The 15,309-nt window shown below is 31.6% G+C and carries 12 protein-coding genes; 5 read left to right on the forward strand and 7 right to left on the reverse strand.

What is annotated here, in order from left to right; all coding sequences use genetic code 11:
• Positions 1 to 113: 113 nt before the first annotated feature.
• Complete coding sequence (locus ACHRVX_RS06330; RefSeq protein ID WP_395330384.1) at positions 114 to 2,033, reverse strand: hypothetical protein; 1,920 nt, start codon at positions 2,031 to 2,033, stop codon at positions 114 to 116.
• A gap of 55 nt (positions 2,034 to 2,088) precedes the next feature.
• On the reverse strand, positions 2,089 to 3,981 hold the full coding sequence (locus ACHRVX_RS06335; protein WP_395330386.1) for a PQQ-binding-like beta-propeller repeat protein: 1,893 nt from the start codon (positions 3,979 to 3,981) through the stop codon (positions 2,089 to 2,091).
• A 463-nt stretch (positions 3,982 to 4,444) separates the two neighbouring features.
• Here ACHRVX_RS06335 and ACHRVX_RS06340 point away from each other — a divergent pair, with 463 nt between their 5' ends.
• Positions 4,445 to 5,242 (forward strand): T9SS type A sorting domain-containing protein, encoded by a 798-nt coding sequence (locus ACHRVX_RS06340; RefSeq protein ID WP_395330388.1) that lies wholly within the window; start codon positions 4,445 to 4,447, stop codon positions 5,240 to 5,242.
• A 73-nt stretch (positions 5,243 to 5,315) separates the two neighbouring features.
• Here ACHRVX_RS06340 and recO read toward each other — a convergent pair whose 3' ends face one another.
• From recO to gdhA, 3 genes are all read right to left on the reverse strand, one after another.
• The gene (recO, locus tag ACHRVX_RS06345) at positions 5,316 to 6,029 is read right to left on the reverse strand and encodes a DNA repair protein RecO (RefSeq protein WP_395330390.1); all 714 of its coding nucleotides are present in this window, start codon (positions 6,027 to 6,029) and stop codon (positions 5,316 to 5,318) included.
• 106 nt (positions 6,030 to 6,135) lie between these two features.
• Positions 6,136 to 8,418: a T9SS type A sorting domain-containing protein gene (locus ACHRVX_RS06350; protein WP_395330392.1), complete on the reverse strand. Its 2,283-nt coding sequence runs from the start codon at positions 8,416 to 8,418 to the stop codon at positions 6,136 to 6,138.
• 130 nt (positions 8,419 to 8,548) lie between these two features.
• Entirely contained in the window at positions 8,549 to 9,892 is a 1,344-nt protein-coding gene (gene gdhA / locus ACHRVX_RS06355; protein ID WP_395330394.1) for an NADP-specific glutamate dehydrogenase, read from the reverse strand.
• A 322-nt stretch (positions 9,893 to 10,214) separates the two neighbouring features.
• Between gdhA and ACHRVX_RS06360 the strand changes: the two genes are divergently transcribed.
• Positions 10,215 to 11,009: a THC0290_0291 family protein gene (locus ACHRVX_RS06360; protein WP_395330396.1), complete on the forward strand. Its 795-nt coding sequence runs from the start codon at positions 10,215 to 10,217 to the stop codon at positions 11,007 to 11,009.
• Positions 11,010 to 11,085: 76 nt separating this feature from the next.
• Here ACHRVX_RS06360 and ACHRVX_RS06365 read toward each other — a convergent pair whose 3' ends face one another.
• On the reverse strand, positions 11,086 to 12,228 hold the full coding sequence (locus tag ACHRVX_RS06365) for a cystathionine gamma-synthase (RefSeq protein ID WP_395330398.1): 1,143 nt from the start codon (positions 12,226 to 12,228) through the stop codon (positions 11,086 to 11,088).
• A gap of 105 nt (positions 12,229 to 12,333) precedes the next feature.
• On the opposite strand from ACHRVX_RS06365, the gene ACHRVX_RS06370 reads away from it, so the two are divergent.
• The 3 genes from ACHRVX_RS06370 to ACHRVX_RS06380 all read left to right on the forward strand — a co-directional run bounded on the left by ACHRVX_RS06370 (position 12,334) and on the right by ACHRVX_RS06380 (position 13,949).
• The gene (locus ACHRVX_RS06370) at positions 12,334 to 13,077 is read left to right on the forward strand and encodes a PdaC/SigV domain-containing protein (RefSeq protein WP_395330400.1); all 744 of its coding nucleotides are present in this window, start codon (positions 12,334 to 12,336) and stop codon (positions 13,075 to 13,077) included.
• A 76-nt stretch (positions 13,078 to 13,153) separates the two neighbouring features.
• Entirely contained in the window at positions 13,154 to 13,630 is a 477-nt protein-coding gene (locus tag ACHRVX_RS06375) for a DUF6932 family protein (RefSeq protein WP_395330402.1), read from the forward strand.
• Positions 13,631 to 13,640: 10 nt separating this feature from the next.
• Positions 13,641 to 13,949, forward strand: coding sequence for a hypothetical protein (locus ACHRVX_RS06380; RefSeq protein WP_395330404.1), 309 nt, complete (start codon positions 13,641 to 13,643; stop codon positions 13,947 to 13,949).
• A 124-nt stretch (positions 13,950 to 14,073) separates the two neighbouring features.
• Here ACHRVX_RS06380 and ACHRVX_RS06385 read toward each other — a convergent pair whose 3' ends face one another.
• On the reverse strand, positions 14,074 to 15,225 hold the full coding sequence (locus tag ACHRVX_RS06385; protein ID WP_395330406.1) for an ATP-binding protein: 1,152 nt from the start codon (positions 15,223 to 15,225) through the stop codon (positions 14,074 to 14,076).
• Positions 15,226 to 15,309: the final 84 nt, after the last annotated feature.

Genomic DNA, 15,309 nt, shown 5'->3' on the forward strand with positions numbered 1-15,309 from the left:
AATTGGTACAAAAACAAAAGAATTGATTAGTTTCCGATACTAATCTCAAATAAATGAGTCAATAAATCAGAAACCAATCAATTCTAATTTTTCTTTTTCAAGAGACAAAAAGACTATTTAAATCCTCCGAAATAAACTTCTTTCATGAAAATTCTATTTCCAAAAACAGGATTAACTTCTACTTTTTCACGGATTTCCTGATATTGTGTTTCTCCATTAAAATCTTCGATTTCATAATTAACCTTATGCGGAATCTTTCCTGAATTTAATGCTGCAACAGGACGATAATCTCCAAAAAGTCTTTTCTCGAAAAAACTTTTATTCCCGTTGTCAAATTCTGTTTTTTCGGTAGAAACAATATTAAAATTCTCTTTATCAATAAAAACATGATAATCTGTTTTAGGAATTGTTCTGTTACCTGAACTTAACGTTTTTTCAAAATAATTTAAGTGATAACACAATCTTCCTTCATACATTTCATCTTCCAGAACTTCAAAATTATTCCACAAATCAAGCCTTAGGTCTGTTAGAAAATTTATTAGATCGACATTCTTAGACAAATTAGTGTAATCGTAAGTTGATGATTTCGCCCATTTAGCATTCAAACCACTTTCGCGATCGTCATGAGTCCAGGATTCCGCACCATTCACAATTTCATAATAACTTTCAGGCATTTTCTTTCTAAGAAGATAATTGGAGTTTGTGGCCCATTTTTCTTCTGTCTGTGGTACTTTATTTCCTTCTATAGAAAGCTTAGAAAAGAAATGTGCTTTTTCGACTTTTTTCAGCGCCTGACTTCCTCCTAAATTATCCACCACTTTAGCCAGCAAATTGGCGTTAAGCTGATAAGCAATGGAATCAAGCATATTATATCTTTGTAATTTTGCTTTCTCTAATTTTGCTTCACGGTTCGATTTCTCGATTTCCCATTCTGCGTCCTGTTGCTCTATTTTTTCAAAAAATGCTAATCTTAATTCCTCTTTTTCTTCAGCAATTTTAACTCCTAATTTTTTAAGATCTGCAAAGCGGGAAGTATGGCTTCTTATTTTTTTATCTGCAAAGTAGCCATTATTCACTCTTTTGATAATTGACGACCCTCTTGAATCCTGTTTATCATTTTCAACAAGTAGATTGGCATACATTAATGCTTTTTCTTTGTTTTCCAGCATGAAATAGGTTTCTGCCAAATTGTTTGTAACGATAAATCGGATATTTTCATTTACAGGAGAAGGCGGATATTTAACCAATAGACTTTCCAGATATTGCAAATGTGGGGCTAAAAGCTTTTCATCCAGACCTTTTTCAAGTGTTACTTTCTCCATTTGAGCCGTAATTTCGTTCTCAAACGCTAACAGCTGATTGTATTCAGAATGTCCTTTTGAGGTAACAAACTCAAATCTTTCTTTTGATTGATCGACATTATAGCCTAATCTATAATTTAGATAATTCTGAATTCTATTGACAGAGCTATAAATTACATGATCTATACCTAAGTCTTCTGCAGAATAATCATTATTTTTTTCGGCTTGCGCGCTTCTTTTATTACTTAATTCTATAGCAAGCTTCACATTACCTTTCTCGTATGAACCTCCCACTATATTTGATTCTATACTATTAAAATCCTGAGTAAATAAAATTTTATCACCACATTTAGCATCCACTTTTATTCTTACATCATAATTAGAATAAACCTGAAATTGCCAGCTATTTCTTTTTTTATCAAACGTACTATCTACTTTTGTTGCATTAAATTTAGGCAATGCAATAGTTAAGTAAATCTTTAGTTTTCCGTTTGCAGGATCTTTTATAAAACCATCTATATTAAAATAATTTTTCTTTAAAATAATTTCCTCCTGTATCAGCTCTTTATCCATTTGATAAAAAGTAGTTTGCGTTAAGACATTATCCAGAACAGGAAATTCAGAATATCTAATTGTGGAGATATAAAATTTCTTTTTTTTCGAGCTAATTTTTTCTTGTGCCTGAACTGAAGCAATTACAAGCAAAGCAACTAATAGTAGTGTTTTTTTCATAAGCAAAAAAAAAGCCATCAGAAAAAATCCTGATGGCTTTGGGTTTTTAATTTTCTTATTTTTTATTAAAAATTTGAATAGATTTATCAGACATATAAAAAATGTTTTGTGTTGCCGGATCAATTTCATAAACTGGTTTATTGTTATTGAAAATAATTTTATCAACTTCAACTCCGTCAAGTTTATTCACTTTAACTAATATTTTTTCTCCAGTATCTGCTTTAGCAAAAATATAAGAGTAATCTCTGTTTTGTTTCATTGCATTGAAACGAGAATTAAATTTAGCTGCTACAATTCCTAATGCCGCTGAAGCTCCTGCCATATTCTTAGCCTGATTCATTTTTGATTTATCTTCTTCTTTTATAACAGTAGATCTCATGTTTCCATTAGAATCACGATACGTCATTGTTAACTCAGAAGCCTGAAAAGCACTTACTCCTGCTCCAACTCCTAAACCAATACTTCCTGCAATTGCAGCACTTTTAAGTAAACGTCTTGTTCCTTCACCAGGTTGTGTATAAGTAAGGTGATATTTTACAGTTCCATCCATGTTTACTCCCATTACCTCAACAGGTCCTGAAAGAACAACTCCCCAAGGAAACAATTCGATACTGTTTAATTCCTTTTCTTTTTTGATGTTTACTTTAGCAAAAGGTTCTGGTTTGTCACTAATGCTTGGATCAAATTTGTATAATTTCTCATCATTATATACTAAGTAAGAATTTGTAGCTTCATCATAAGTAGGTAAAACCGGACGATCTTTATCAAATTGAATATTACGTTTCCAAAGTTTTACTCCTGTTTTATAATCTACCATGTTTCCGTAAGTTCCGGTTAGGTACATTACTTTTTCACCTACTTTCCCTAAATAGTAAATTGGATCTTCTTTATCATCAGAAATTTCAATGAATTTTTTCCAGATTTTTTCTCCGTCTTTGTTGATTAACATCATTTCGTTCTCGGCAACGTATAAGAAATCCTGTTCAATTGGGATTACTCTTTTCAATCCGTCTCCACGAGCATCTTTTTTCCATACTTTTTCTCCTGTATTTAAGTCGAAAAAGTTAAAACCACTATAATGGGCAATTAATAATTTTGTACCCCAATCTTCAAGATAAACAACACGTTTTGTTTTAATTGACTCTTTCCAAATACTTTTTCCTGTTTCTGTATTCAAAACGTTTAAATATTCTTTGGCAGCAAACAAACCTTTACTGTTTACTACAACAATGTTTTTATCGTTTTGAGTCAAAAAGAATCTTGAATATTCCTCTTCCGCTTTCCAGTTTAATTTTCCTGAGTTTCTGTCAAATGAATATAGTTTCCCGTACAATAAATAATAAATTACTGATCCGTGTACAGTCGCTTTATTTGTGTTTGCAGATTCTTTTAATGAAAAACTAAACAATGATTTTGCTTTATCTACAGTAGTATTCCATTTTAATTCTCCTGTTTTCATGTCTAATAAAGCGATTGCCATATCTCCATCTTTTTTCAAAGTAAGTAAATACTCATCTGTTTCAGGAATAAAATCAGATTGCATTACCCAGAAAGATTCTTTAGACGAATTATAAACTACTTTACCTGTATCAGTATTAATAATAATATATTTACTGTTGATATAAGCCTCTACATAAGGACTTCCGGCAACACTTGATAAATCTCTTTTATCCTTAAAAACTTTTCCAAAATCAGGATCACTTAATATATCTCCTGCTGAAGTAGCTCCAAAATCATCTTTAGTTAATGTCCAGACAACTTTTTTAGTTTCAGGATCTAAACCTTTTACAGTTCCACCTTCTTTAAAAACAACAATTCCTGTAATTTCGTTTTGTACTAAATCTTGTACGGTATTCTCTGTGTTAACTATCTCGTCATACTTCCTTTGGGAAATAGCCGAAACGCTAACTAATAAAAGTAAAATAATCGAAAATGTAATTTTCTTCATAGTCGTTTTCTTTAAAAAAATTAATAATTAAGCTGGGGATTTTTGTTATTGAATTAACTTATTAAAATAATATTATGAAAATTTTAATAAAATTCACTGCGCAAATATATAAAAATAGCATTCAGTTTATAGAAATATTTACTACTGAAATCTGATCTGAATCGCTTTGCTAAATACCTTTAAATGAAATATATAACCACCATTAAAAACATAAATAAAAACTTACTTTTAGTATTTAAAAAACTGGAAAAATCTTTAACTTAAAAATCAAATTAGTATTCTAAATCGTCAATACTATTATCTGAATCATGAATTTACTGCAAAAACTAATAGCTTTTTTGCGAAAAACTTAATGATACTTAAATTCACCAACAATCTTATTAAAAATTAAGACTACACGGACTTTTCTTATTAATTGTAAATTTTATTATTGTAGTTTTAGCCAAACTTTTAAAAGAAATTTATGAAAACAAAATTACTTATTGTAGCCTTATTTAGCATAGGCTTAGCTCAAAGTCAAAACCTTCTTCAAAACGGTAGTTTTGAACAGTTTACTTCAGATGTTCCTAATTCTTGGACTATTATTACAGGAACAACATTACAAGAAAGCACTACGTTTAATCACGGTGCTTCAAGTTTAGATGTTACTCCGGTAGGTATTTTTCCTTTTCAACTTCCTAACGCCATGTTTTCACAAGATTTCACGGTAACCGATTTAGATACCTACACTTTAAAATTTGATTATTTTATTCCGGGAACCAGCGCAACTAATTACATAAGCAATCTTACATTTGAACTTACAAAAAATAATTCAGCAGAAGCTGTTTTTGCACCGGCTCCTTATCCTACAACAGCAATTACTTATGGTGTTTGGAAAACAGTTGCTTATGATTTTAAAATATCAATATTCAATACACCTGCTAATAGTGCTAGTCTTAAGCTTTATTACACAGTTAGTATTGACCAGAATTTTTCTGATCATCATGTGTTTTTTGACAATGTCGTTATTGCTAAAAAAAGCACATTATCAACAGTTGATTTCACTAAAAAAAGTGCACCAATTGTATCGATATCTAAAAACGAAATAGTATTAAACAGCGAATACAAAAATTCATCTTACGTAATTTATTCTGTAGATGGTAAATCAGTAAAAAGAGGAAAAAACTCTTCTGAAAGTGTTGAAATCTCAGGATTAGCTACGGGAGTTTACTTTTTAAAATTAGAAGATGTAAGTACATCAGTTAAATTTGTAAAACAATAGTTTACAATTTTGCATTATAATATAAGCGGGGCCGAATATAATTCAGCCCCGCTTTTTAATTTAAGAATATCTCTTACGAAAATATTTCCTTTAAAACATCTAAAGATTTTGGCCTTTTAAATCCATCTAAATGAAAGCTGTAATAATCAATCAGGATTTTTAACAGAATTTGTCTTTCGGTCACATTAAAAACTTTATGAGCATTGTCAAATTTCAAATCAATCAGTTTTTTGAACAAATTTGTTTCATGTTCTGTAAGAGCGCTTAAGCCATGAAAAAGTGTAAAAACACCATCATTCATTTCAAAATAAGGCAAATCAATTTCTGAAACATCCGGATAAAAACCCAGATATTTTGTAATTTCTAAAAGTAAAATCAGATGAAAATTAGAAATTTCGTCATGATGATCGAGCCATGTTAAAGCAGTTTCTAAAAAAACAAAAAGAGATTCGTTCTTTTCTTCTTCCTGAATTGAATAATGAAGCATTTCTGATAAAAACATTACCATTGTGCTTTTTATAATATCAGTATGAATACTTTGAAACGGAACTGCAATTTTTATTTCTTTAAAATTCTCTAAAGTGCCTTTGTTTTTATGAACCGCTTCAATTTCAAGAATTGATAAGGGCTGAAAATATGCAATTTTCTGACTTGCTTTCCTGCTCGAAAAAGCATCTCGCACAAAATAAGATTTCAAGCCGTTTGAAAGTGTAAAACATTTCACAATCAAACTTTTTTCCTGAAATTTTAAGGATGATATTACTATTGCTTTGGTTTTGACTAACAATTTTAGATTTTAGATTTTAGATTTTAGATTTTTCGCAAACTAAAATCTGATTGTTATATATTTAGTTTAAAGTACTGAAAACTGAAACTGAGATCGTGACTAAAAACTAACGAATAATCATCACTTTTTTAACCTTGGTTTCACTTCCGTCCTGAGCTGAGATAAAAACCATATAAACTCCTGACGCAACTTTATATCGACCAAAAGCGGTGGTATCCCATTCTATTGTTCCGCCTTCTGAAGTTGTTTCATAAACTAAATTACCTTCTATATCTGTAATTTTAATATTAGCCTTATCAATCAATCCGGCAACTTTTACAGTTCCTGAATAATTGGGACGAACAGGATTTGGATAGATATAAGCGTTATTTAAATTTTCATTAGCATCGGTTGCAATTCCGTTAAACGAAACCATTCCTTTATTTGTTGCGATAAAAACCTGCCCCGTTGTACTATTGATTTTGATATCGTTGATAACATTACTGGGCAAAGGCGAATTATTGATCGTAAAATGATATTTAGTTTCCTGGCCATTTGGTGACACCATAAAAACTCCCGCATCAACAGTACCAATCCATTTATTATTAGCTCCGTCTACTACAATTGTAGTTATAAATTGCTCGTATAACAATTCCTGAGCTAAATTATCCTCCAATATTATAATTGGATTTGCTTTTAGCTGTGTTTCACTTTGAAAACTTCCCACATTCGACAAAACTCTTAAACCTTTCATTGTCCCAATCCATAATTGGTTTTTATTATCAACCGCAACGGATCTCACATTGCCAACGGGTAAATTTCCCGTGTCAGCACCAACAGTTATTTTTTTATAGGTATTTGTACTTTCATTAAAACCAATCACTCCATTTCTATCCGTTGCCATCCATTTTGTGTTGTTTTTATCAATCGCAATATCCGCATAACTAACAGCTTCGGCGTCATCAAGAATTGTTGTCATAGAATAACTTTGCCATTGTCCGTTTGATTTCAAAACCTTCAAACCTTTTTTTACCCTGCTGTTGGTTACCCAAAGACTTCCAGATTTATCAAAAGCAGTTCCGTTAACACGAACGTCAATATAATCCGGACCAACAAAAGATATCGATTCTAAACCACTATTTTTTTCATTATACAAAGTTGTTGGTACATCTTGTTCGAACTTTAATAAACCTGAAAAAAAAGAACTCGCATAAACTAATTTTTCATTATTAGGATTCACAATAATGTTAGTAATTGATTTTGCTCCCAAAACATTTTCATACGGAATATTGAGCCAACCTGAAGTACTGTATTTACTAATGCCAAAACTATCCAGTGGATATGGATTATAAAAAATATCATAATCTCCATAAACTGCCCATAGGGAATTGGGAGTAACATCTATAGAAAAAATATTATTACCTATTGGTCCTCCAGGAGTATTGTTCTCAAAAGCTGAAGGGTTTGACAAACCAGATGAAAACAATCCCTTATCTTTTGTACCTATATATATGACATCACCAATGGCAGTTGCACAGGTGAAAGTTATCGTATTATTTAAAACCTGGGTGTTTGTTATCTGACGACTTAAAACCATTTGATTATTATACACAAATACGGCGGTTGGCGTTGTGACAAACAATTTACCATTTGCGGCACGCATATCTATGGATGCTTGCGGAAGCTGTAAAAAACCAAAAAATGTATTTGAATTATAACGGTGAATATTTCCTCCGGTATTTATTGCAATAAGCTCCGTATCTAGAGTTTCTATACTGGACCAAGCTCCTGAATTCACTAAAACCCATTGGTTAAAATCAATTAAATTTGCATTTGTGCTGTTTGCTTTTCTGATTCCGCTTGAAGTGGCGGCGAAAATAAATCCGTTAAAATAGGCAGTTTGTTTTACACTAATTTCTGATCCGTTATCGCCAATAAAATAAGTGTCTCCAAATTGAGATGTCGCTAAATTGAATTGCACAATTCCGAAATCACATGAAACATAAACCAGACCGTTATGTTCCATAAAGTGATTGATTCTTTTAAGATTCGCAGGCAATTGTTTATTGATAATATCCACCACTTTCAAAATACTGCCATCCGTTTCGTTGACTACGGTCATTAAACCGTTTTCATAACCAATTATAGTTTTCTTAAATCCTTCGCTATGATATACAGCCGAAATAGTCTGTCCGGAAAGTCCGTCAACGGTAGTGGTAGTTTTAAGAATATTTGTGGCTGCATTTTTTGAGAACAAAGCATTCTCTGAAGCTGTAAAAACTGTGGTCGAAGATTGAGAAATATCTTTTATTTCGTTAAACGAAAAATAACCCTGCCAGGACAATTTATTCTGAGCGAAACTAAATTGAACTAACATTAAAAATAAAATATACAGAAAACTTCTCTTCATTATTTGATATATTCAGATAGACAAATATACTACAAACGAGGTTATTTGAATTTTGTTCTTAGAAATAAAAAAATGCCTTCAATCATCTTAAAAAAAGACAAATGAAGGCATCCTAAAATTGTAATTAAATTTAAACTACACCCTGAGCAAGCATAGCATCGGCAACTTTAACAAATCCGGCAATGTTAGCTCCTTTTACGTAGTTTACATAACCATCTTCTCCGGCACCGTATTTTTTACATTGGTTGTGAATTCCAACCATAATATCTTTCAGTCTTAAATCAACTTCTTCGCTTGTCCAGTTTAAACGAATTGAGTTTTGTGTCATCTCTAAACCAGATGCAGCAACTCCACCTGCATTTGCAGCTTTTCCTGGGGCAAAAAGTACTTTATTATCTAAAAACAATTTAATGGCATCAAGGGTTGAAGGCATATTTGCAGCTTCAGTAACACATAAAACGCCATTATTAATTAGTTTTTGAGCATCTTCTCCGGTCAATTCGTTTTGAGTTGCACATGGAATAGCGATATCAACTTTTACTTCCCAAGGGCTTTTTCCTTTATGGAAAATAGCATTTGGATATTTTTTAGTATAAAGTTCCGCTCTGTTATCTCCGGTTGCTCTCATTTCAACCATATGTTCAATTTTTTCGCCAGATATACCTTCTTCATCATAAATATAACCATCAGGACCAGAAATAGTAACTACTTTTCCGCCTAATTCATTTATTTTAAGAGCTACTCCCCAAGCTACATTTCCAAATCCTGAAATAGCAACTCTTTTACCTTTTATTTCATGTCCTATAGTACGAAGCATTTGATCTGTAAAGTATACAACACCATAACCTGTAGCTTCCGGTCTTATTAATGAACCTCCATAAGCAAGACCTTTTCCTGTCAATACTCCTGTAAATTCATTTCTGATTCTTTTATACTGACCAAATAAATAACCAATTTCTCTTGCACCCACACCAATATCTCCTGCAGGAACATCAAGGTCAGGACCAATATGACGGCATAATTCTGTCATAAAGGATTGGCAGAAACGCATGATTTCTCCATCAGATTTACCTTCAGGATCAAAATCAGAACCTCCTTTTCCACCACCCATTGGCAATGTTGTTAAACTGTTTTTGAAAACCTGCTCGAAAGCCAAAAATTTTAGAACAGATAAATTTACGGTATGATGAAATCTGATTCCACCTTTGTATGGTCCAATTGCCGAATTCATTTGAATTCTAAAACCTCTGTTAACGATTATCTCTCCTTCATCATTCACCCACGGAACTCTAAAAATTATAGATCTTTCCGGTTCAGCTATTCTTAGAAGTAGATTTTTTCCATCGTATTTTTTTCTTTCAGCGATAAATGGAATTACCGTTTCTGCAAATTCTCTAACGGCTTGAAGAAATTCTGGCTCGTTTGGATTTTTTGACTCCACAAGAGCCATAAATTCATTTATTTTTTGTTCCATTTTTAAATAAATTATTCAATAATAGGTTATAAACTCTGATCATTTAAACAAGAAAATGCGTTTTAAGAAAACGTTTTCGTAATGACACGCAAAGGTAAAACAAAACTATCATGGTTTGTGATTTTTTTTCGTTTTTGAGACAAAATTGTGTAATTTTCAAACAATCTTAAAAATACAATTTAACACTTCTTCTTTTGTATCAAACATCTTACTTAAAGTTAAGAAATTAAGTGTTTTGTTACTAATTTTTTAATAGATGTATTTAATATTTTGATTAAACCATGTTTTTTATATATTTGCCTAGATTTGTAAGCCCAAAAACATGTTTAAACCTATAATACTCACGTTATTTGCCTTTTTTGGCATCTCTAATATTGCTATAGCCCAAAGTGATTTGGCGCAAGAAGTAGGAATAATATTCGGTCCCACAACTTTTCAATCTGATTATGGCGAAAGAAATAACTTTGACACCAATGTTGGAAACAATGGATTTGGTATTGGAATTGTTCATTTTATAAACTTTTCTGCCAATAATAACAGAGAAAGTTTTTTTACAGAACATTTTAAAGTCAGATCTGAATTGTCTTTCAATCACACCAAATTAGAACATTTTGGCGAATGGGTTGAAAACGAAAAAAGAAAAAATCTGGTACAACATCTTAGAGCCATGCACGGCACTTCGACTTTAGTAAACCTTGGGGCGCAATTAGAATTTTCTCCTTTCATGAAGATTCATGATTTCGAAAACACTATAGGAGGTTTTAGCCCCTATTTAAGTTTAGGTTTTCAGGTAAGTTATTACAATACTAAAGTTAGTTCAAGATTAGGTCAATTAGGATTACCTTTAACTACTTATCCAAAATACCTAACTCCTTCAGACGGCCGCCAATTTGGTTTTTCAAGCGAAAACGGAGTAGTTTTATCAGCAACATTAGGCGTTGGAGTACATTACAAATTAACTACAATGAGCGATTTAATGTTTGAAGTACGTTACCAGGGATATAATTCTGACTGGGTTGACGGTTTAAATCCAAACAAAGATATTTATAAAGAAAACAAATCAAACGATTCACAAGTTTGGTTTAACGCAGGATACATTTATTATTTAGAATTCTAAATTTAATAAATAAAATAAAAAAATCCCAAATTCCACAATAATTGGAATTTGGGATTTTTTTATTTTTAGGATTAATCTAAGCTAAAGCTTGTTCGATATCCGCGATTAAATCTTCGGCATCTTCGATACCAACACTTAATCGAACTAAATCATCTGTAATACCCACTTCTGCCCTTTTATCTGCCGGAATAGAAGCGTGCGTCATCAAAGCAGGGTGATTGGCTAATGATTCAACGCCTCCCAAAGATTCTGCAAGTGTAAAAACTTTAAGTTTCTCTAAAAATGCGATAGAATCCTCTTTTTTACCTGATTTAAAAGTAAAAGAAACCATTCCGCCAAAAGCTTTCATTTGTTTTTTAGCAATTTCATGAAACGGATGACTTTTTAAACCAGGGTAATAAACCGTATTTATTTTAGGATGATTACTCAAATATTCGACCACTTTTTCTCCATTTTCACAATGTCTCTGAACTCTTAACGATAGTGTTTTTATTCCTCTTAAAACCAAGAAACTATCCATTGGTCCAAGTGTAGCTCCGGTTGCGAATTGTTGAAAGTGCAATTGCTCACCTAAAGCTTCATCTTTTACAATTAAAGCTCCGGCAATAACATCCGAATGTCCGCCTAAATATTTTGTAGCAGAATGCATTACAATATCAGCTCCTAAATCAAGAGGTTTTTGTAAATATGGAGTCGCAAAAGTATTATCTACAGCAAATAGAATTTTATGCTCTTTCGTGATCTTTGCAACTTCCTGGATATCTGCTAATTTCATTAACGGATTTGTTGGCGTTTCAACCCAAATTAGCTTTGTGTTTTCATTGATTAATGATTTCAATTTCCCGATATCAGTCATATCAACAAAATGAAATTTAATGCCTGAATCTTTATAAATTCTGGAGAACATTCTATAAGTTCCACCGTATAAATCATCCATTGCAATTATTTCATCTCCCGCTTTAAATGATCTTAAAACACAATCTGTAGCCGCTAAACCAGATGAAAAAGCTAATCCGCGAGTACCATTTTCAATACTTGCCAAAGCATTTTCTAAAGCCGTACGAGTTGGGTTCGATGCTCTGCTATATTCATAATCCGCCAAAGGTTTTCCCGGACTTGTTTGTATAAAAGTTGAAGTTTGATATACCGGAGGCATAACAGCTCCTGTACTTGGATCATGATGCTGACCTCCATGTATTACTTTAGTATTGAATTTCATATAATTACAAATTTTAAATGCTTAAATGTGCTGCAAATTTACCGTTTAATTTATTTTAATCCCGAAACAAGTTCTTACCTTTATAATAAATTAACACTTTTTGACATGAAACATTCTATTTTTTTAGCCTTTTTAGTTCTAACTTTTGCAAGTTGCAGCAAAGAGCTTTCATTTGACAATGAGACATTTGAAAAAGAATCTTCTATTCCCTGCGAAAAAGATTGCCCTAAAATCACTATCGCTATTCCTATCGCAAAAAATATTGATATCGTAAAAGACAGCATCAACAAAAAAGTATTTTCTGTTATAAAAGAGATTGTTTACTTTGAAGAAAATCCATCAAAAGCAAAAGATTATAAAACTTTAGCCGAATCTTTTATAGCATCTTATGAAGAAATGCACAAAAAATTTCCCACTGAAACTTTTGGCTGGGAAGCTAAAGTAAAAGGAAACGTTGAGTATGAATCTGATCAGATTATCAATATAAAAATCGATCATTATACTTTTACAGGTGGCGCTCACGGATATCAGGGTTTCCGTTCTTTATTGTTTCATCCAAAAACCGGCAAAACAATTTTCACAGATGACATCTTCAAAAACGAAAAAGAGTTTAAAGCTTTCGCCGAAAAAGAATTCAGAAAAAAATATAAAATTCCTGAAAAATCAAATATCAATGCAACAGGTTTAATGTTTGAAAACGACAAATTTCAATTGCCACAAAATATTTTTTATACAACCGAAGGGTTGCTGTTATATTATAACTCATACGAAGCTGCTTCGTATGCTGATGGATCTAAAGAAATTTTGTTTCCGTATTCTAAAATCAAAAAATATTTAAAATATCAATAGACAATTCTCCTTAAATTAACCTCCTAATGACACGAGTTTTTTCTTACATTTGTGCTTAAATATAATTATTTAATGTATGTTAACCTTTAACCATTCAGGACTATTAGTTCCTGATAACAAAATCAATTCAACAATTCAACAGTTAGAAAATGAGTTCGTACTAAAAATTCCTTCTATAAAAAGAAAGGAAATTTTTGAAGCTTATGTTAAATATAATGAGGATTTCAAAAAAGTATGTAATTTAGACAAACTACATCAATGGATTAACGGATCATATGTAACGAAAAAGAACAATCCGGGAGATATTGATTTAGTTACGTTTTTAGATTACAACATTGTTTCTCGATTAGGCTCAAAATTAGACGATTTTAAATATCCTAATTCAGAAATCATTTATGGCGTTGATGCTTACATTATTGAAGTTTATCCTGAAAATCACATTAATAATTTTAGATATGTAAGTGATAAGGCATACTGGCTGGATCGATTTACAAAAACAAGGAGAATTAGAGGAAATAGGTTATCAAAAGGCTTTCTGGAAATACAATTTTAATTTACAACAAATGAAAGATAACAAGTTATATCATATTTTAGACTTAATAGAAGAAATAGATAAAGTTGACAAAATGCTTGTCTTACATAAAAACTCGGATTCTAATTTAATGTCAAGCCAGTATAAAAATCAAAAATTAAAACTAAGTAATTATTTGGTTAAGGAACTTTTGACCAATAGCGATAACAGAACGGAAGTCATGTACATCATTAAACTTTTTATAGAAAAATTCTACAATAACGAAATGAGCCATTTGCAATTTGAGGAAAATGATAACTTAAAAAAAATTGAAGACGTATTTATTGAAAATTACGCTTAGTAAATATACCATCAAAACTGGAGGCAATTCAAAAAATTAAATTCAAAAAAACCTTTGTGTTAAACGCACTGCTGTGAGCCAATACAGAAACCTTTGTCCCTTTGTTACTCTGAGTCTTTGAACCTTATTTAGCCCCTTCCTGAAAATCATACTTCATCTTTCTCAAAATCCGCAACGCTTCCTTAAACGATAAATAGATATTTCCAAAAGGTTTCAAAAGTAATTTAGCGTCAATTAGTTTCTGTTTGGCATCATCAAAACCATTGAGATAACAAATCATAAAAGTCGAAGGAAGATTTTCCAGATCTTTTAATTCACGATCTGATAAAGCAATTCCTTTTTGCAGTTTTTGAAGCAATGCAGTATTTGCATTATAAATATGGTATAACATTTTTCTATTGAATTCCGGAGGCTGAAAAAGCATTTGACGTTCAATTTTGTAATAGCCATTATCAAAAAAACGGATCGTTTGTTGCTCTAAAGGATAATAACTTGTTTTATCGTTTAAACCAAGCGGAACATATTCGGTTATAGTAAAACTATCATCATCAAAAACAATAGTTACCACATCCTGAGCCGAATAAAAAAGCTTGATTTGTTCATTGATCAACTCAATATCTACACGTGATAAAAAGGTTTTATCACGCGATTTATGCGGAACTCCCGCCCAGCAAATCACGAACAATTCTTTAAAAACATGATATTTAGGCGACATATCTTTGTGCCTGAAATTCATAAAATCGATTACGCCATCAAGCGTATACTGAATACTGTTTCGGGAACTATTTTCAATACCTATTACGGTTTCAGTATTTTGGTAGTTTTTTTCAATTTCCCCTTCAACAGGAACCGAATTACTTCCACGCCGAATAAAGACACTATTGGCAGGAGTGGTGTGAATTCCTTTTTTGAAATACGATATTTTGCTTTTGGGTTTGATCGTAACCAATCCTACAACTTTATCTTTTGGAAGATTTGGAAACGGTACATTTTCATATTGAATCTTAGGCGGATTTTCCAAAAAAGCATTGACAAGATTTTGAATTCTACTATCATCAAAAAAATCATCGCCTACAATTTCATTATCCTGATCTTCAACTCCCACCACGATATACGAATTATTGGTTGGGTTTGAATTTGATAAGGCACAAATGTGTTTTAAAAACTTTCCTTTGCCTTCACGTGAATGGAGGTTCAACTGCCTTTTTTTATCATAAAAACTGCTCTCATCATTATGAGCGAGTAAATTTTTTATTAAAAGGCGCTTGTTAATCATTCTTTTTAGATTGTTAGACTGGCTTAGATTTTTAAACTTCTTAGATTTTCGGATAATAAACTTCAAATTCTAAGAAGTCTAAGT

This window comes from Flavobacterium sp. FlaQc-47 (assembly GCF_044006475.1).
Lineage (GTDB): Bacteria > Bacteroidota > Bacteroidia > Flavobacteriales > Flavobacteriaceae > Flavobacterium.